This is a genomic window from Staphylococcus hominis subsp. hominis, assembly GCF_002901845.1.
In the GTDB taxonomy this organism is placed as follows: Bacteria; Bacillota; Bacilli; order Staphylococcales; family Staphylococcaceae; genus Staphylococcus; species Staphylococcus hominis.
This window is the reverse complement of sequence record NZ_PPQE01000025.1, coordinates 640,385-660,712: the sequence shown is the minus strand read 5'-3', so window position 1 is coordinate 660,712 and position 20,328 is coordinate 640,385. Positions and strand designations below refer to the sequence as shown.

At 29.8% G+C, this 20,328-nt stretch carries 17 protein-coding genes and 2 pseudogenes; 4 read left to right on the top strand and 15 right to left on the bottom strand.

What is annotated here, in order from left to right; genetic code table 11:
- Positions 1–247: 247 nt before the first annotated feature.
- A complete protein-coding gene (locus tag CD034_RS04800; RefSeq protein WP_002449918.1) occupies positions 248–1,894 on the bottom strand; it encodes a glycine betaine uptake BCCT transporter in 1,647 nt (548 codons plus the stop codon).
- A 215-nt stretch (positions 1,895–2,109) separates the two neighbouring features.
- Between CD034_RS04800 and mscL the strand changes: the two genes are divergently transcribed.
- Positions 2,110–2,466, top strand: coding sequence for a large conductance mechanosensitive channel protein MscL (gene mscL / locus CD034_RS04795; RefSeq protein WP_002455375.1), 357 nt, complete (start codon positions 2,110–2,112; stop codon positions 2,464–2,466).
- Positions 2,467–2,468: 2 nt separating this feature from the next.
- Here mscL and CD034_RS04790 read toward each other — a convergent pair.
- From CD034_RS04790 to sosA, 8 genes and pseudogenes are all read right to left on the bottom strand, one after another.
- Positions 2,469–4,138, bottom strand: a pseudogene (locus tag CD034_RS04790) (IS1182 family transposase); the annotation flags it as partial.
- Between the two features lie 275 nt (positions 4,139–4,413).
- Entirely contained in the window at positions 4,414–7,449 is a 3,036-nt protein-coding gene (sbcC, locus tag CD034_RS04785) for an exonuclease subunit SbcC (protein ID WP_103288177.1), read from the bottom strand.
- A gap of 1 nt (position 7,450) precedes the next feature.
- Positions 7,451–8,575, bottom strand: a complete 1,125-nt coding sequence (sbcD, locus tag CD034_RS04780; RefSeq protein WP_103288176.1) for an exonuclease subunit SbcD — start codon at positions 8,573–8,575, stop codon at positions 7,451–7,453.
- Between the two features lie 160 nt (positions 8,576–8,735).
- Positions 8,736–9,203, bottom strand: a complete 468-nt coding sequence (locus CD034_RS04775; protein ID WP_002449105.1) for a CcdC family protein — start codon at positions 9,201–9,203, stop codon at positions 8,736–8,738.
- Positions 9,204–9,335: 132 nt separating this feature from the next.
- A complete protein-coding gene (locus tag CD034_RS04770) occupies positions 9,336–9,578 on the bottom strand; it encodes a YneF family protein (protein WP_037541068.1) in 243 nt (80 codons plus the stop codon).
- 228 nt (positions 9,579–9,806) lie between these two features.
- Complete coding sequence (gene tkt, locus CD034_RS04765; RefSeq protein ID WP_002449100.1) at positions 9,807–11,795, bottom strand: transketolase; 1,989 nt, start codon at positions 11,793–11,795, stop codon at positions 9,807–9,809.
- A 101-nt stretch (positions 11,796–11,896) separates the two neighbouring features.
- Positions 11,897–12,136, bottom strand: a complete 240-nt coding sequence (locus CD034_RS04760; RefSeq protein WP_002449118.1) for a DUF896 domain-containing protein — start codon at positions 12,134–12,136, stop codon at positions 11,897–11,899.
- Positions 12,137–12,322: 186 nt separating this feature from the next.
- Complete coding sequence (sosA, locus tag CD034_RS04755) at positions 12,323–12,556, bottom strand: DNA damage-induced cell division inhibitor SosA (RefSeq protein ID WP_002455378.1); 234 nt, start codon at positions 12,554–12,556, stop codon at positions 12,323–12,325.
- Positions 12,557–12,699: 143 nt separating this feature from the next.
- Here sosA and lexA point away from each other — a divergent pair, with 143 nt between their 5' ends.
- On the top strand, positions 12,700–13,320 hold the full coding sequence (lexA, locus tag CD034_RS04750) for a transcriptional repressor LexA (protein ID WP_002449099.1): 621 nt from the start codon (positions 12,700–12,702) through the stop codon (positions 13,318–13,320).
- Positions 13,321–13,523: 203 nt separating this feature from the next.
- Here lexA and CD034_RS04745 read toward each other — a convergent pair whose 3' ends face one another.
- From CD034_RS04745 to rpmG, 4 genes are all read right to left on the bottom strand, one after another.
- Complete coding sequence (locus CD034_RS04745) at positions 13,524–14,549, bottom strand: CAP domain-containing protein (RefSeq protein WP_002455379.1); 1,026 nt, start codon at positions 14,547–14,549, stop codon at positions 13,524–13,526.
- Between the two features lie 14 nt (positions 14,550–14,563).
- Entirely contained in the window at positions 14,564–15,541 is a 978-nt protein-coding gene (guaC, locus tag CD034_RS04740; protein ID WP_002449104.1) for a GMP reductase, read from the bottom strand.
- Positions 15,542–15,735: 194 nt separating this feature from the next.
- A complete protein-coding gene (rpsN, locus tag CD034_RS04735; RefSeq protein WP_103288175.1) occupies positions 15,736–16,005 on the bottom strand; it encodes a 30S ribosomal protein S14 in 270 nt (89 codons plus the stop codon).
- A 171-nt stretch (positions 16,006–16,176) separates the two neighbouring features.
- Positions 16,177–16,326, bottom strand: a complete 150-nt coding sequence (gene rpmG / locus CD034_RS04730; protein ID WP_001265708.1) for a 50S ribosomal protein L33 — start codon at positions 16,324–16,326, stop codon at positions 16,177–16,179.
- Between the two features lie 248 nt (positions 16,327–16,574).
- Between rpmG and CD034_RS04725 the strand changes: the two genes are divergently transcribed.
- On the top strand, positions 16,575–18,023 hold the full coding sequence (locus tag CD034_RS04725) for an amino acid permease (protein ID WP_002455381.1): 1,449 nt from the start codon (positions 16,575–16,577) through the stop codon (positions 18,021–18,023).
- A gap of 136 nt (positions 18,024–18,159) precedes the next feature.
- Entirely contained in the window at positions 18,160–18,474 is a 315-nt protein-coding gene (locus CD034_RS04720) for a hypothetical protein (protein WP_002449111.1), read from the top strand.
- Positions 18,475–18,555: 81 nt separating this feature from the next.
- On the opposite strand, the gene CD034_RS04715 is transcribed toward CD034_RS04720, so the two are convergent.
- Positions 18,556–19,359 carry a Cof-type HAD-IIB family hydrolase gene (locus CD034_RS04715; RefSeq protein WP_002449102.1) on the bottom strand — a complete coding sequence of 268 codons (804 nt, stop codon included), beginning with the start codon at positions 19,357–19,359 and terminating at the stop codon, positions 18,556–18,558.
- 50 nt (positions 19,360–19,409) lie between these two features.
- Positions 19,410–20,327 (bottom strand): annotated as a pseudogene (gene thrB, locus CD034_RS04710) (homoserine kinase).
- Position 20,328: the final 1 nt, after the last annotated feature.

Below are 20,328 nucleotides of genomic sequence, written 5' to 3'. Positions count from 1 at the left end.
AATCAGTTAATATAAGAAATACTTATCATAGTACATTTAAACTATAAGTATTTTTTATTAAATGAGAATTTTTTTCAATAAGCTAAATGAAATAAAAAGGAAAGTAGAATAGAAATTCATTTTGAATTTTTGGCTCCAATATCAACATATATTGGATGTGGATTTTCTTTTGAAAGTCTTTATATTTCGATCTAACCATATTAAAAAACGCCTAAGACAAATAAGTTGTCTTAGGCGTTTTTTTTAATTATTGTTCTGCTTTCTCTGCATTACGTCGATTTTGACGTTTTTCTAATATATCAGATTCATAGTCTTTTTGTTGATATTCAATATATTCTTTTAGTCTATGTTTATTAGGCTGTAATGTTAATCCTAAGAATTTGCGTTCTTGGTTAGCATCTTTATAGAAACTAATCATCATTAGTATGACCACAAAGGAGAATGGTAATGCACTAATAATTGCAGCACTTTGTAGTGCGCCTAATGCTTCTGCGCCATCTCCACCACCTGCTAAGAGTAAGATGAAGGCAATAAGAGATTGTGCAATACCCCATGTTACTTTTACCACGTTAGATGGTTCTAATGAGCCATATGTTGTTTGCATACCTAATACAAATGTTGCTGAATCGGCTGATGTAATAAAGAATGAACCGATTAATACAAGTGCAACAAGTGATAAAACCATTCCTAAAGGTAAATGATTAAATACGCCAAAGAGTTGTGTTTCTGCTGACATCTTGAATAGCTCAGAATGTTTTTTACCCATTTCAATACCTAATACGCCAAATACACTGAACCATAAGAAACTTATTAGAGCTGGAACAAGTAATACACCTGAAATAAATTCACGAATTGAACGTCCTTTAGACACACGCGCAATAAATACACCTACGAATGGGCTCCAGCTTAACCACCAGCCCCAATAATATAGTGTCCAAGAAGACATCCATTCTCTTTTTTGAGAATTTAATGCTGCTGTATCAAAACTGTTGAATAAGAATGTATTGAACAAACTACCAATTGAACTTGTAAACATGTTCAAAATTAATACAGTCGGTCCAACAATTAAAGCAACAATCATTAATATTGTACCTAAACCAATATTGGCATTACTTAAATATTGAATTCCTTTACTTAGACCAGACCAAGCACTAATAATAAATAAAATTGTAACAACAACAATAATAAGTGATTGAACCCATACATTATTTGGGACGCCAAATAAGTAATTTAAACCACCGTTAATTTGTAATGCACCCATACCTAATGATACAGCTACCCCTACTACTGTAGCGAATACTGAAAGTACATCAATAATCGTACCAATAGGTCCTTCTACTTTATCTCCAAGCAATGGGCGTAATGTTCTAGAAACAAGTCCTGGTTCATCTTTTCTAAATTGAGCGTATGCTAAGGCAAGAGCTACGACACCATAAACTGCCCAAGCATGAAATCCCCAATGGAAGAAAGTAGAACGAAGTGATTCAGTAAAGGCTTCTGTCGTTTTTGGACTAGCAGTTGGTGGTGCTGCGAAGTGTGACATAGGTTCTGCTGCACCATAGAATACTAAACCAATACCCATACCTGCACTAAATAGCATGGCAAACCATGAAATCGTATTAAACTCTGGTTTATCATCAGGTTTGCCAAGTTTTAATTTCCCAATTGGACTGAAAATCAAAAAGACACAGAAGAAAACAATAATAGTTGTAAGTATTAAATAATACCAACCAAGTTTATCAGTAATCCATCCACTTATTGAACTAGTAATTGAATCGAATTGTTCCGGTACAATTGCCCCAATTAATACAATAATCGCTACGATAATCGCACTATAAATAAATACCGGCGAAAATTTCTTTCCTTTCTTACTTGATTCAGAAGAAGAATTCATAACTAATATAACTCCCTTCATCGTAATATTAAATTTTTTCAAAATGAAAAATACACAATTAATTATAAAAATAATTAATTAATTTTTCGGTAAACCACTTTAATATAATAACAAACGTTTTAATCTTAATCAAATTTCATTAATTTTAATATTTACTAATTTATTTATGTTTTGTATGATATATTATATAAAAATTAAATAAATAGGAGATTACTATGCTAAAAGAATTTAAAGAGTTTGCATTTAAAGGAAATGTTTTAGATTTAGCAATTGCTGTAGTTATAGGAGCAGCATTTAATAAAATTGTATCATCCTTAGTAACTTATATTATCATGCCATTGATTGGTAAACTGTTCGGTTCGGTAGATTTTGCTAAAGATTGGCAACTTTGGGGCATTAAGTATGGTCTTTTCATTCAGTCAATTATTGATTTTATTATTGTTGCTTTTGCATTATTTATCTTTGTTAAGATTGCCAATACAATTATGAGAAAAGAAGAACCAGAAGAAGAAATTGATACAAATACGGTATTACTTACAGAAATTCGAGATCTTTTAAAAACAAATAAATAAATCGAAAGAGTCCGGGACATAAAGTTTCTAGATAAGTGAAAAAAGACAATTTCTATTGAAATAATATAGAAATTGTCTTTTTTATAATTTTTTTGATTATTTTCAGCTCGTCGAGCTGCTACTTTTCTTATATTAAGTGCCATTAATACAAATTCTAGTTCTCTTTTGACTTTATTTATCCCTCAAATGGACATTCGAGTGAAACCCAAAATAGCCTTCATAAATCCAAAAACAGGCGCCACGTCAATTTTTCCTTGACTGTAGATGGTTTTTGTTTTTGCTTCTGAAAGCTTTTGATTAATTTGGGCTTTAAAATATTCCCAATTATAATTTTTCATTATTTTTTTATTTGTTTTTGAATTGAATTTCATCCATTGGTGCTTCAAAGAACATTCTGAACAATCATCACATTCATATAATTTAAAGTCCCGTTTAAAACCATATTTATCATGACGATAGGCATATCTTTTAAAACCTAATCGCTTTTTGTTTGGACAAATGTATTCATCGTTAATTTCGTCATAATCCCAATTTTGAGTATTAAAGATGTCACTTTATACTTTTTAGTTTTATCTTTTATCAACATACCGTAAGTTATAAGCGATGTTCGATTAAAATCATCTATAATTGCCATATAATTGGGTTCGCTACCATAACCTGCGTCAGCTACGATATATTCAGGTAAATGACCGTAGGTCTCTTGAATTGAATTTAAAAATGGTATCATCGTTCTTGTATCAGTAAGATTTTGATACACATGATAAGATAAAACGAATTGAGAATTTGTCGCTATTTGTAAATGATAACCTGGCTTGAGTTGTCCATTTTTCATATAATCTCCTTTCATTCTCATAAATGTGGCCTCATGATCTGTTTTAGAATAACTATTTCTATGCTTTAAAATAAATTTTTAGCCTTCGTATTTATGCTTTCGCTCAGAGTAATTATTAATTTGCTTTTTATATTTTTTAATTTTAGTTCTTTTGAGCCGTATTTGTTTTCTTATTTTAGTCCATTTTTCATTATCGATATGTTGGTTTAAATCTTCGATTTCTTTATCGAAATGACTACCAATCAAATCTATTTCTTTTTTTGTTAAGTCATTATCGCGATCTTCTTTAATCTCAGTTATGATTTTATTTGTCACCCATTCATGATAGAGCACTTTAGAATCTTCATTCTTCCTTGACTCATGGTTTTGAATACTCTTTTTTCATACAAATGTATATCGATTGGCATTCGCCTCAACTTTCGTACCATCAATAAAAATGACCTGTTCATCTATAAGATGTTGTTTCAAACACTGACTATGAAATTGAATAAATAATGATTCTAATAAAGCATCTACTTTTGGATTGACTCTAAATCGATTAATCATTTTATAAGAAGAATTTTGATTTTGTGATAGCCACATCATTCGGATGCTATCATTAAGTCATTTTTCTATCTTACGTCCTGAAAACACAGATTGTGTGTAGGCATATAGAATGACTTTTAACATCATTTTTGGATGGTATGATGTTGCACCACGATGATGTCTGAATTTATCAAATTCAGTCTTAGGAATGGTTTCTACAATATCATTGACATGTCGTGAAATATCATTTGTGGGGATAAGAATTGAAGTTTCCATTGGTAGAGTAAGTTGAGTCATGTTATAATCTTTATACATAAGGCACCTCGTTAATTTAGTTTATTAGTGTTTATTAAATTATACGAAAGGGTCTTATTTTTTTGAAGTATTTCAATGTAAAATTACATATAAATACAGAGTGTTTTGGCGAGACTCTTGAGGGAACAGGACAAGCTGAAGACTACAGGCTGAAGCTGTCCCCTAAGAAAGCGAGCCAACAATACGTAGTATTGTAAATAAAGAAGCCAGTAAATGAATTTATAAAAAACTCATTTACTGGCTATTTTTTAGGAATTATGTCCCAGCCTCTTTTGTTATTTCCATTTAAATTTTGTGTAACTTTGATACTGATTTGTATTTACTTCAAGTATTAATGGAATTCGTTGTTTTAATTCACTCACATGAGAGATAATTCCTACCATCCGTCCAGATGTTTTTAAATTTAATAATGTATCAAGAGATGTTTCTAAAGTTTCTTGATCAAGTGTGCCGAATCCTTCATCGATAAACATTGATTCTAACGTAATACCTCCAGATTCTTGTTGTACGACTTCACTTAATCCTAATGCTAGAGCCAGGGATGCTTGAAACGTTTCTCCCCCTGATAATGAACTAATATGTCTTGACTTATTAGAATATAAATCAAATACATCGATTTCTAATCCACTATATCCTTGTGATATTGATTCTCTTCGTTTAAGTTGGTATCTTCGCCCGCTCATTATATCTAATCTAATATTTGCTTGATGTATAATTCTTTCTAAATAATAAATTAATACATAGTTTTCAAGCGATAATTTTTGATGATTCTTTCCAGATAAAACCTCAGATAAATTAAAAATTTGTTGCTGCTCTTTTAACTCTTCATCTAAATAGTGAATATGTTTTTCTATTTTTGCAAATTTTTCATCATTCTTCTTAATTTTATATTGTATTGATACAACATCATTAACATACTGATTATATTTTTCTTCGATATGTTCTTTTTGCATTTCAAGATTAGATATATCTTCAAGTTCTTTTTCACTTGTAAGGCGTGTTAATCGTTCTATTTCAACGTTATATTTATGTTGTTCCTCATCGAATTGATTAATTCTTTTCTCAATATGTTCTTTATTTTGAAGTTCCTGCTTTAATTTTTTTATTTCATCTTCATTTTCTAAACCTAATCGTTTCATTTCTTTTCGGATAGTTGTTGCAAAATAATCTAATTCTTTTTGTAGTTCTTTACTCGTAGCTAAATAATTATCAACACTATTATTTTCTAAAGCTAGCGCATTTTGATATGATTGCATGTTTTTATTAGTATCATTAACATGTTGATGATATTCATCAATCTCTTTTCGAAGACTTAAGTAATAATTTTTAAAAGTTTCAATACTTGAATATCCTGTATTTATTTCAAAATCTTGAATTAAAGTTTGATTCTGACGTTTTTGAGAAGCTAATTTCTCTAATTTAAGTTCTTGCTGATGCTTCTCTTGCTGTAACGTATGAAATTTTTGTTGTAATTTATCTAACTCTTCTAATTGTTGTTGTAATTGTATTTTTTCAGACTTTGCACTTTGTAACTTTTCTTTGATTTGGTCTAAATTAATCGATTTATACTCTATCTCTCCTAAATCTGATATGCTTTGAGAGAGTAATTCACACGTCGCTTCGCTTTTACTTAAATGCTGTTTTTTTTCATTAATTTCATTAGAAAGTTTATCAAGTAATTGATGATTTTGATTAATAGTTTCGAAATCAATATGCTGATTTAAAGATTCAATTTCATTTCCACATATTGGACATGTATCGCCAATACGTAACGCTGACTGTATTTCAATAATAAAGGTTTGTTTATCATTTAAATCAATATTACGTTTATCAATGATTCCTAACTGTTGATTGAGTGTATCAATGTCATTTTTTAAATTTTGTACCTCTTTTGAATGTTGATGATATTGTCGTTTTAGGGAAACTTGCTTTTCATACTTATCTTTTAAATTCTGTTGTTCATCTAATTGTTTTTGTAATTGATATATTTGTTCAGTCAGCTCATCAATAGCTTTATTATCCACTTTATAGCTATCAATAGATTTACTCATTTTATGTTCTTTATTAATTAACTGCTCTTGCTCTTTCATCATTTCATTATAACTGTGAATAATATGTTCTTGCTCTTTAAACGCTTGTTGATATTTATTCAAATAATTATAAAAGGGCTTTGATTGTTCTAAACTCTCACTTTTTAAATGATATGAGTCACTCATCTTGTCTAATTGTTTACGTTCTTTTTCAAGCATGTTTATTTTATTATTTAATTGCGATATTTTATTTTCAGTTTCTATTATTTTGGTTTTTATTGTTTGACGTTTTTCTTCTTTAAAGTGTTGTTGATCATATAAATTAAACAGCATGCCAGCATCATTTAATCGATTTAATTTTACTTTTAATGCATTTATGTCATCCATTTGTTCATCTAACTGATGTTTTAATTGATGATATTTTTTCAGTTCACTCAGTTGTTGTTCTAACGTTTTATTTAAATCAATACGTTTTGTTATAGAAAGCAATTGTTCGTTTTGCTCATTTTTTAGATGCAGTCTTTTTTCTTCGATTTGATGACCTATTGCTCTAAAATCGGGAATAGTCTGTATTAATTCTTGAGTTTTCATGTGATGAATTTGTTTAAATTGAATTAATTGCTCATCATCAAATGCTTCGATATCTTCCCATAGTAATTTTATTTGATTGTATCTTTTTTCAATTTGTTTTTTCTCTTCTTTCACTTCACTTTGAAGAAGTTTTTGAATTTCTTCAAAACGTATACTATTAAATAAAGTTCTTAATATCCCTTGTTTATCTGTACTATTGGATACTAAAAATTTTTTGAATTCACCTTGTGGAAGAATAAATAACTGTCTAAATTGTTCAGCATTAACTCCTAGTAATGATTTAATATATTGATTTCCAACGCTGATTTTACTTTCTCTTAATTCATATGTTTCACTTTTAGAATCATATTCATACACATCTAGTTTTCCTGGTGTTTGACTAGTGTTTCCTTCTTTAGTAAAAGCGCCTTGACGAATAATTTTGAAATATTTTTTATTGAGTTGAAATTCATATTCAACCCACATAGGAGATTTTGCCTCTGCAAAATGACTTCTTAATCCCGCTTCACTTCTGCCTTCTGTAGAAGCTTTTCCAAATAACGAAAATACAATTGCATCAAATATCATGGTTTTTCCCGAACCAGTTTTACCACTAATTAAAAAAAGTTGATCATTTTTAATTTGAGTAAAATCAATCATTTCATGTAAGAATGGGCCAAAATTATGTAACGTTAATTTTATTGGTTTCATTTTAGACCTCCTTATTCGATACCAAAGTGATTAAATTATTTATTTTTTCTTCCTGGTATTTTGTCATCTCATTATCTGTAATCATCTTATAAAATTGCTTAATAATAGTTTGGTCGTCTTGTTGTTGTATTTGTGTCTGATGTAAAGGTCCCTCATTTTCAAAAGTAATATTGCTAAGCGCAAGAGTATTAGGGAATAGTTGTTTTAAATGAATCATTGGATCACTAATATACGACATATTTTTAAGTTTGAAATGTATATAATTATCTTTATTTTTAGGTTGAATATGTCCTTGAATCACTTCATCATACTCGCCCTCAACCACTTCAAGCTCTCTTAAAGGTTTAAGTTGCACAAATGATGTTGATATTTCATTTTTATCTTTAATCACCAAACGTTTATATCCCTTAGGCTGGTTTATTTCTGAAAATGAATATTGTAACAGTGAACCAGAATAATCAATAATGTCATCTTTAATACTAAATGGATGATGTAAATGTCCTAATAACACTTTATCAAATACGTTAAAACACGATTTAGTAACACTTTCAACAGTCCCAATTGTTAAAGGTCTTTCTGAATCTGATGTTTTTCCCCCATTTATCGTTAAGTGACCAATTAAAATATTTATTTTCTCTTTATTCAAATTTTCTACTATATAATTAATACATTTTTCTGTTGCTTGTTGATACGTTTGAATAGAAGCATCTTTAAAAAATTCTTTTACTTCACTAATAGTAGAAAATGGAAGTACATAGAAATGTACATCATTAAATACGATAGGCTGATTCATATGTTTTAATTTTGTACGTATAAAGAGTTTGGAATGTTCAAACCATGAAGCACCATAATTCAATCGTTCTTTACCGTCGTGATTACCATTAGAAATAATCATGGGGATATTCATATCTATATTAATCGTATGAATAGCATTTTCAAAAAGATAAATGGTTTCTTTACTCGGATAAGTTGTATCATAAATATCCCCAGAAATCACAACTACATCAGGTTTTTCATCTTTTAAACATTGAATAAATTGTTCTAAAATAAATGATTGGTCTTCAAGAAATTGTTTTCCGTTAAGTATCTTTCCTAAATGCCAATCTCCAGTATGTATAATTTTCATAACATTCCCCTTACTTTTTAAAGAATTATAATTTAATTTTAAAAAAGAGCGAGATTGAATTCTCAATGAACTCACATACTCGCTCTAAACTTCAATTCAATTTAATATCAAAAAATAATATTTTATTTAATTTTAGATAAGCTAATATTATTAATCTCTATTATGAGACTAAAGATTTTTTAACGTTTTTATATTTATATAACATAGCTAAACGCCAAGGAACAATCATACTAAATGCCAATAAAAAGAACATGCCTCCGATTTCTCCTGGATCAATAGAGCTACTAATAAATATTTTTATGATTGTTCTAATAATTAAAAGCGAAATTAAAATGATTGGAAACGCTTTTGATCGTTTCATATATACCTCAGCACCTTGAACTTCAAAATGACTTGTCCAGATAAGTACAGACGAAAATATCACACCTAAAATGATAGATTCTAAAATTTCAGCCCCAGTTAATCTAAAATATGGAATGACATACATCAAAGCACCTGTCGACATAAAGATAGGAGGTAAAATAATTTTCTTTTCATTTACAGGGAATTTTTGTGCTTTCATACGAATAACTATGACAACAATCCCCATAAACAATGCAAATACTATGGAAAAAACTAAATATGCCAAATTTACACCTTCTTATATTCACATAACTAAAAGTTTAATACTATTATAATTCTTAAATACTCCAACTAAAAATGTTTTACAACAAAAACAAAGGATTGTAAACCCTTATGGCATACAATCCTTTAATAACTATTATTTTTTTGAACTCTTCATGTTTTGATCCATGTTTTTGTTCATCATCGTCATCATTTGATTGATTTTCTTTTGAGACGGTTTTTGTCCCATTTGCATCATCATCATACGTAACATTTCTTCATTGATAGGTGGGTTTTTTTTCAAATAGTCCATCATATATTTTCTTGCTAAGAAGAAACCACCAACTAGTCCGATGATAAGTGCTACAATGATTAATAAAATTGCTAACCAAGTTGCCATTGTTTCACCCACTTTCTATATCCTACTGAATTTTACTAAATAACTATCTTGATTTCAAGAGTTAGTTTTAGAATAACACCACTTCGCTTTTATATTAACAAACTGTTTAACACGAATACTAATATTATAAATCACTTCATATAAAGTACTATTCACAAAATAAGAAAGAGCAGGAAAGAACTCATTTTGAATTCATTTCCCGCTCTCTATGTTGACTAAATCATAATATTAAAAAGTGCGAATTTGATTTAAAATATTTTCTTTAGTAAAGCCATATTTTTCAACAACTAAGTCTCCTGGTGCACTTGCACCAAAACCATCGATTCCAATGACTTTGCCTTCAGTGCCTACATATTTATGCCAACCGAGTGGTGAAGCCATTTCAATTGCAACACGTTTAGTTAATTCTTTTGGAATAACTGATTCTTTATACTCGTCTGATTGTTGCTCAAAAGCGAACCAGTTTGGCATAGAAACTACTCTTACACCTTTACCTTGTTTATCTAAATCTTTAGCTGCTTCAATAGCTAAGCTTACTTCTGAGCCAGTTGCTAACAATAGATATTCTGGTTTAGTTTCAGTTTCAAATACAATATATGCACCTTTTCGTACGCCTTCTTCAACCGTTTCTTCATCTACATCTAAATAAGGAAGGTTTTGACGAGTTAAAACTAGAGATGTTGGTGTTTGTTTAGATTCTAATGCAACTTCCCATGCTACTCTTGTTTCATTACCGTCTGCTGGACGAATGACGTTCATATTTGGAATAGCTCTTAAACCTGCTAACTGTTCAATAGGTTCGTGTGTTGGACCATCTTCACCTACAGCAATTGAATCATGTGTAAAGATAAATGTTGCATTCAATCCCATAATTGCAGATAAGCGTAATGCTGGTTTTAAGTAATCGCTAAATACGAAGAAGGTAGCACCATAAGGATGTAAACCTCCATGTGCTGCCATACCGTTTACTGCAGCACCCATAGCAAACTCTCTTACACCAAACCAAACATTTTTACCTTCTGGAGTATTAGGATTGTAATCTGTAGCTTCTTTAACATTTGATTTATTAGATCCTGCTAAATCTGCAGAACCACCAAAGAATGAAGGAACAGATTTACTAATTGCTTGAATGATTTCTCCAGAATCTGCACGAGTAGCTGCATTATGGTCACTACTGAATTTTGGTAATTCATCTTTATAATTTTCAGGTAATTTACCACTGATTGTCAATTTAAATTCTTCAGCTAATTCTGGATATTTTTCTGTATATGTTTCTAATTTTTCTTTCCACTCATCTTCATGCTCATTTGCACGTTTTAACATTGTTGTTTGGAAGATTTCATATACTTCTTCTGGAACATTGAAACGTTTTTCTGGATCTAATCCATATGCTTCAAATGTAAGTTTTCTTTCATCAGTACCAAGTGGCGCTCCGTGAACACCATTTGTACCGCTAACGTTTGGCGCGCCGTAACCAATAATTGTTTTAACTTCAATTAACGTAGGACCATTTTGCTGTTTAGCTTTAGTAATCGCATTATCAATTTCTTCTAAATTGTTGCCATCTTTTACTAAAATATGGTTCCATCCATAACTTTCAAAACGTTGTTTTACATCTTCTGAGAAAGATTTGTTAAGTTCACCATCAAGTGAAATATCATTTGAATCGTATAATACAATAAGTTTATCTAATTGATTATGACCAGCAAATGAAGCTGCTTCATGAGAAATACCTTCCATTAAATCTCCATCTGAAGCCAACACGTAAGTATAATGATCTACAACGTTAATATCACCTTTATTAAATTTACCACCTAAATGAGCTTCAGCTAAAGCCATTCCCACAGACATAGCAAATCCTTGCCCTAATGGACCTGTTGTAACTTCAACACCATCTGTATGACGAAACTCAGGATGTCCAGGTGTTTTAGAACCCCATTGTCTGAACTGCTTTAATTCTTCTAATTCTAAGCTTCCAGAGACATGTAATAAACTATATAGTAAAGCAGAACCATGACCTGCAGATAATATAAATCTATCTCTGTTAAAGTAGTCTTTAGATTGTGGATTAAAGTTTAAGTGGCGAGTCCAAAGCGTGTAGGCCATTGGTGCAGCTCCCATAGGCAAACCAGGATGACCAGAATTTGCTTCTTCAATTGCATCAATACTTAATGCACGTATAGTATCAATAGCTAATTGGTCTTTTTCATTAAACATCTTACATACTTCCCTTCTAGAATTAATCATCTTTTATATATTATAACTTAAAAATATAGTAAATGATAAGATTATAATGTTAATGATTAAAATGTTATTAACTATTGATCATTCTTTTTTCTTTCTTGAATTTTTTTAAGTTTTTCAGGCGTTACATCGTTGCCTTCTGGATCAATGACTTTGGTACTTTCAATTTGTTGTTTAAATCCCTCTCTAAAAGAATCTAAATATTGTTTACGCAACTTAGATTGCTCTTTTGCTTCAGCTTCTGTTAAACCTTGCTCTTTTTTCTTTTTTGCTAATTCATTAATTCTATCTATATTTAAATTATTATTTGACATGTCATTACACTTCCTATTCTTTTCTTTAATACATATAAAATACTTAATTAATATAACAAAAAAGAGACATAGATAAAAAATCTAAGCATCATAAACTCTTTCTAAAATAAATGAAGTATTTTTATATAATACTTCATATTCCCATTTCTTAGAAGTAATAACTTTTTATCTGTATCTCTTAAATATTTATTTAACTAATGCGAACACTTTATAGTCTGTTTGTTCTGTATTGTTGGGTATATCGTTCTTATAATCATCGTTTAAAATCGCTTTTTTAGGGATCGTATGATCGGTAATTTCGTACATGTGTTCCGTATGAGCGTTCTGATATAAATTAGTAAAAAACACCAGAAAAACGATGCAAGATACTACTAGAACAATTATATTTTTAATGATATTACTAGTACGATTACTAAGCATTTATTTTCACTCCTAGAACATTTGTTTGTATAAATACTTTAACAGAACTAGTGTTCCTAGTCAATAGAATTACGAACAAACGTTTGTTTAAAAAATCAAAAAATGCTATACTATATTAAAATAAACTTAGGGAGTGCCTATATATGAGAGAGTTAACTAAAAGACAAAGTGAGATTTATGATTATATTAAACATGTTGTTCAAATAAAAGGTTATCCACCAAGTGTAAGAGAGATTGGTGAAGCTGTTGGTCTTGCCTCAAGTTCAACTGTGCATGGTCATTTATCTAGATTAGAAGAAAAAGGATATATTAGAAGAGATCCTACTAAACCTAGAGCAATTGAAATCGTGAGTGACCAAAATAATGATATGACTAGAGAAGAAACTATCTATGTTCCTGTTATCGGTAAAGTTACAGCAGGAGTTCCGATTACCGCAGTTGAAAATATAGAAGAATACTTTCCATTACCAGAACATTTAACGTCTACACACAATAGTGATGTGTTTATTTTAAATGTTATCGGTGAAAGTATGATTGAAGCGGGTATTTTAGACGGAGATAAAGTAATTGTAAGAAGCCAAACTATTGCTGAAAATGGAGATATTATCGTAGCAATGACTGAAGATGATGAAGCTACTGTAAAACGCTTTTTCAAAGAAAAAAATCGATATCGTTTACAACCAGAAAATAGTGCTATGAGTCCCATATATTTAGATAATGTAACAGTTATCGGTAAAGTCATTGGTCTATATAGAGAATTATAGTTTATCTCTTGTTCGTTACGTTAAAATCTCTTATATATGTTTAATATACAAAAAACTAGAAGCGCATAGACGCTTCTAGTTTTATTTTTTATTTAAAATCTCTTTTACTTTATCAAGTATATCTTTTTTCTTATTTTTCTTTGTAGGCATAATATCAACTTCCTTGCAAAATGAACATACCCCTATATATTATAAATCAAACATTATCCAGCGTAGTTTTCTGTCCAAAATGGTTGTCGATTTTTATTAAAATCTACACCTACACCTAATGTATTTACGTGCGTATTTAAAATATTTTCTCGGTGTCCTAGAGAATTCATAAGTCCTTCGTGAGCATAAATACTACTTTGTTGACCATAAGCTAAATTTTCAGCAGCAGCATTAAATTGAATACCATCACGTTTCATTCTATCGAAAGGTGAATGACCATTTAAATCAGTATGATCAAAATAATTATTTTTAACCATATCTTCACTATGTTTTCTTGCAGTATGAGATATTTTTTTAGAGTAATCCAATGTATTTAATCCGTGTTGTTTTCTTTCTGCATTAACTAAATCAAAATTTTGATATTCAAAGCTTTTTTCTAGCGTTGTAGATGGTGCACCATATTGCTTTTGTAATCGGTTTTCCATCGATTCACTCACTTGCAACAACCCTGTTAAGTTATTTTTATTATGTTTATCGTAAAATGCAGTGGTATAAATGTGATCTTTATAAAAAACATCATATTCATTATTTTTTACAACAAAACGATAACGTCCTTTTGTAATTTTATCTACTGGTTTACCGAGACGTTGTTCAACCACTTTTTTAGGGGTATTATATTTAATTTTAGATTTAGAAGTTATAATATTTTGATTACTAAATAAAGCATTAACTTTATTATTAATGTAACTTACCATTAAAAAATTTTGATAATCATCATTGTAATAAGTGTACCATTTTGTACCATATTCATTTGATGTCACTCTTTTTGGTCGCCCTATCTTATTTTCTACTTCCTTTTGAGACATATTTAATTGAATATTATTAACTGCAAATTCTTGTTTTTTTGGAACTTTAAGCACATTATTTTTAAAACTTGTATCTTCATTTAATAAAACTTCTACTTTATCTCTTACATTATTTTGTAAATTAATAAAAAACTGGTTTTCTTCAATGGGTTTAATAATGATAAATAACAAAAATATTGCAGTAAATAAAAGGAACTTTTTAATAATATTCACCTACTAAACATATATTAATCTCTATCACCATTAAAAATTGAGTTTCTTACAATAACATAGTCAACAGTAGTTAGTGATTTTAAATCTTTACCGCCAGCATAGGAAATTGAGCTTTGAAGATCTTGTTGCATTTCAACTAAGGTATCTTTTAATGAACCTTTATGTTCCACAAACATTTTCTTCCCTTCAACATTCTTATGTTCCCCTTTTTGGAATTCGGAAGCACTACCAAAATATTCTTTATAACGTTTACCATCTAACTCAACTGTTTCGCCAGGAGATTCTTCATGCGCTGCAAATAATGAACCAATCATAACCATAGTAGCTCCAAAACGAATAGATTTCGCAATATCACCATGTGTTCTAATACCTCCATCAGCAATAATTGGTTTACGTGCAGCTTTACTACAAATGTTTAATGCAGCTAATTGCCATCCTCCTGTACCGAATCCAGTTTTAATTTTAGTAATACATACTCGTCCTGGTCCTATACCAACTTTAGTAGCATCTGCACCAGCATTTTCTAACTCTCTTACTCCCTCAGGGGTTCCTACATTACCCGCAATAACAAATGATTGAGGAATATGTTTTTTAATATGTTTAATCATATTAATAACCGAATTAGCATGACCATGAGCAATATCAATTGTAATATATTCAGGTATTAAGTGCTCAGTTTTTAATTTTTCTATAAATTCAAATTCAGTTTCCTTTACACCCACTGAAATAGAAGCAAAAAGTCCTTTATTTTGCATTTTTTTAATAAAAGGTATGCGACCTACTTCATTAAAGCGATGCATAATATAAAAATAATCATTTTCTGCAAACCATTCTGCTAAAGATTCATTCATTACTGTTTGCATATTAGCTGGAACCACTGGTAACTTAAAAGTTTTTGGCCCAAATTGTACAGTCGTATCACATTCAGATCTACTATTAACAATACATTTATTTGGAATTAATTGAATATCTTCATAATCAAAAATTTTCATACTTTAAATTTCCCCTATACATTTTAAATTTAAAAGACACTGTAGACATAAATAAAATATCTGACTCTTTACAAAATTATTTATAACGTAATCTAGAGCGAGAAATCACCTTTTTCTCGCTCTTATTATTTATATCCTTATATACTTTACAATTTTTTAAATACAATGTAAACGGACTAAAGTATTAGTTTCAATTACCAACTAGATTTTTTCACACCAGGAATTTGACCTTTATGAGCATGTTCTCGAAATGCAATTCTAGACATTTCAAATTTTCTCATTACACCTCTAGGACGTCCTGTAACTTTGCATCTTCTTGTTAAACGAGTTGGAGATGAATCTCTTGGTAATTTCTTTAATACTTTATAATCTCCTTTTTCTTTCAACTCTTTACGTAATTCATAATATTGATTTACTAATTTTTCTCTTTTTAATTCTTTAGCTATTTTAGATTTTTTAGCCATATATTATCTCCTTTTTATAAATCGTAATAATTACGTTTTATATATTAACATACTTTTAAAAAATTACAAAGACATTTATTTTAAAATTAAAAGACTCATACATGTTATTCATCTTAAACATGTATGAGTCTATAATAGTTTATCTTTTTGTCGTATTTAAAAGATAAGGAATTATTTAGTTTCACGGTGTAGCGTGTATTTATTTAATCTTGGGCAATATTTTTTCATTTCAATACGCTCAGGGTTATTACGTTTATTTTTTGTTGTAATATAATTACGATCGCCACATTCAGTGCAAGCTAAAGTTACATTAACGCGCATCAATAACATCCTTTCTTGTTATATATAATTAGGAATTCTTACGATTTAAAATTCTATCATATCCTTCATTTTCACGCAATAAGTTTCTTTTAATTTAGTCAGTTTCCTTCTACATAACAAAAACTAATCGTTTAAAAAATCAGAAAATTTAAAATTTTTAAAACAAATTGTTCAAAAGTTATTGAATACTTGAACCAAAACGATTAAAATGATTTGTATATTTTAAATTTTAATTTAGGAGATATTATATGGAAGATAACAATATGAAACGCGGTCTTAAGTCAAGACACATATCTATGATTGCTATCGGAGGTGCAATAGGCACTGGACTTTTTGTTGCTACAGGTAGTGTCGTTTCTCAAGCAGGACCTGGAGGAGCTATCTTAGCTTATTTATTGATAGGAATCATGCTTTACTTTTTAATGTCATCTATTGGAGAACTTGCTACATTTTATCCTGTATCTGGTTCGTTTAGTTCATATGCTACCCGTTTCATTGATCCGTCTATCGGTTTTACAATGGGCTGGTTGTATTACATTCTATGGTCATTAGTATCAAGCGTTGATGTAATGGTAGCTTCTAATGTTTTATTTTATTGGGATGTATTTAAAATTTTCAGTCCTCTAGTATGGAGTTTAATTTTTATAACGATTATATTCCTATTAAATATCTTTACTGTTAAAGCATTTGGCGAAACAGAATTTTGGTTATCACTAATTAAAGTAGTCACAATTATTGTATTTATTGTTGTCGGTATATTAATGATTTTTGGTATTCTTGGTGGACATACATATGGATTCGAGAATTATACCAAAGGTGAAGCACCTTTTGTAGGTGGTTTATCTGGTTTCTTAGCAGTATTACTTGTAGCAGGATTTTCTGTGGGTGGTACGGAAGTTGTAGCGGTCACTGCAGGTGAATCTGATAATCCTGAAAAAACTATGCCAAGGGCTGTTAAGCAAGTATTTTGGAGAATTTTATTATTTTATGTTTTATCTATTGTCGTCATTGCAGCTATTATTCCTTATACTGATCCTTTATTATTAAATAAAAATCAATCAGTATCTCAAAGTCCATTTACTATAGTTTTCGATCGAATCGGTATAGCATTTGCAGCATCAATTATTAATGCTGTTATTCTTACATCGTTACTATCTGCAGCGAATTCTGGAATGTATACAACAAGTAGAATGCTTTTCTCTTTGAGTGATGAAAAGCAAGCACCAAAGTTTTTAAGTAAATTAAATAATAAAACAAAATTACCGATGCGTTCATTAGTCACCACTTACATTTTAGTAGTAGCAATTATTATTCTAGCTAATTTCTATGCTAATGCAGTATTTAGCTTGTTAAATATTATTGGCTCTTTAGTTATTATTGTATGGGCAATAAGTGCATGGGCTCAAATACGTTTACGTAGAGGTATTAAACGTCAAGGCAAAGATATTAATACATTATTGCCTTATAAATCACCACTTTTCCCTCTAGGTCCTATCATTGTATTTGCTACATTAATTTTCTTATACTTTGGTAATTCTATCGGTGATTTATTTAGTGGTAATATAGGTGATTTTTTTGTTAATATCATGCCTTTAATTGTCTTAGCGATTATCTTTATCGTACATAAATTGATTCGTAAAACTAAATTTGTAAAATTAGATCATATGGATCTTACAGCTCATCATTATCATGATTAATATCATCGTTTATTTAGGAGTAGAATTAAATACAATTCTACTCCTTTTTTTATTACTAAACACAATATGTATATTTTCTAATAGTCGTTTATTTTGTATAATGAGTATAACGATAACGACTTAGAGGTGACTGAGTATGGTAGGTCAAACAAATTTATTTGATGACGTAATAAAGAGCGATGAACGTTTTGTTATTGTCGTACAATCTTTAGAAGAAAGAAATGGACAATTACTGAAACGCACATTGCGTGAGTATCCTAGTCTAACTCATGATCAAATGGAAAACTTATTTACACATTTAAAAGATGTATTTCAAGATGAGCCATTTCGCGATAACCAATCTGCATATACAGTAACAGTATATACAAATTTAGATTATGCAGCTGATCAAGTATATGCTCATGTAAAAAGAAATAAAGGTAAACGTGATTGGACACACACTGCTAAATAACTAGTTATGATAATAAAAAAAGGAAGCGAAACTTGATTCAATACGAATTCATTCCGCTTCCTTTTAATTTATATAAATGTTTTATAGCAATTCTTTAAGTGCTGCTGGTATACCATTAGAATCATTATCTAATGTAACTTTATCTGCAATCTTTTTTAATTCTTCACTCGCATTTCCCATTGCTACAGCATATCCTACAACTTCAAACATTGATTGGTCATTGAGGCTATCTCCAAAACAAATCACTTCTGATAATGAAATATTTAACTTTTCACATAAAGCTTTAATTGCATTACCTTTAGAAACATCTTTAGCCATGAATTCCAGGAAGAAAGGTTTGCTCGTCGTCACATCAATATCAGAATTAAATGTTCCATTTAATTCGTTACGTGCTTTTGAAATATTTTCTTCATAATCAACGCCCATTGCTTTAGGTACATCAGACTGAATATACGCTTTAATATCATCCACTTGTTTCATAGGTAGACCAGTTAATTCTGATTCAATTTTACGATATTCATGTTCTGTATCAAAGATAATTTGTCCGTCTTGATACGTTAATGTTAAAAAGCCTTTTTCGCGACAATAATCTGTAATTTTATCAAAATGATCTTTAGTTACACTTTTACTTACTTCAATTTCTTCTGTTTTAGCATTAATTGTTTTACCACCATTATAACTAATGATATAGCTTTGGTAATGATCTAACTTTAATTCTTTAGCTACTGGAATCATTCCCTCAGTTGGTCTTCCAGAGGCTAAAACAATCTTATATCCTTCTTCTTGTAGTTGAATTAAATAATCTTTGGTTTCAGGACTAACTACATTATCACTTGTTATTAAAGTGTCATCCATATCCATAACAATCATTTTATAGTTACTCATTTCTTAGTTGCTCTCCTTTCATTTTTGCTCTTATCTATTTTACAATAATTTTATGAAGGATACACAACTTCTTCAATAACACCTACATTATTAATTGTTGCAAGTTCAGAATCGCAAGTTGTTATTTCTGATTTTAATGTTCTCACAAGTGCTCCACTTTTTTCTTTACGACTCAATGTTAATATCGTTGGACCTGCTCCACTAATCACTGTAGCATAAGCATCATATTTTTGAGATAGTACTTTTACTTTTTCAAATTCAAGAATCAAGTGTTGACGATAAGGTTCATGAAAACCATCTTGTGTCATCATTTTTCCAGCAAGGTCATAATTATGTTGAATTAATGCACAAATCATTGTATTGCTAATCGCACTATTTTGAACTGCTTTCTCATGTGAATACTTATCTGGAAGTACCCTACGTGAGTCTTTTGTTTTGAGTTCATATGTTGGGATAGTAAGAATCACATCTACATCAGGTATATCAATATGTGCCACATTTGTTTCTTTGGTTTCAGGATTATAATATCCTGCGAGTAATCCACCATAAATTGTAGGTGCTACATTATCAGGATGTCCTTCTATGTCAGTAGCTAGTTGTAGTAATTCATACTTAGATAATTGGATATTACCGAAGTAGTTAGCGATATATAATGCTCCAACTAAAGCGGATGCGGATGATCCTCACCCTCTTGCTAATGGAATTTCACTTCTCATCGACACTTTTAAATTAGGTAAAGTCACATTATATTTTTCAGCTACTTGTTGTGCAACTGTATAGATATAATTACTTTTATCTTTCGGTAATGATTCTAACTCTTCGTTTAAATATCTAAATTCCCAGTTACTTCCTTCCGCTTCCTCAACATATAGGTATAAATATTTATTAATTGCCATACCAATAGAATCAAATCCTACTCCTAAGTTAGCAGTTGATGCAGGTATTTTCAGGTGAAGTGATGGCTTCATA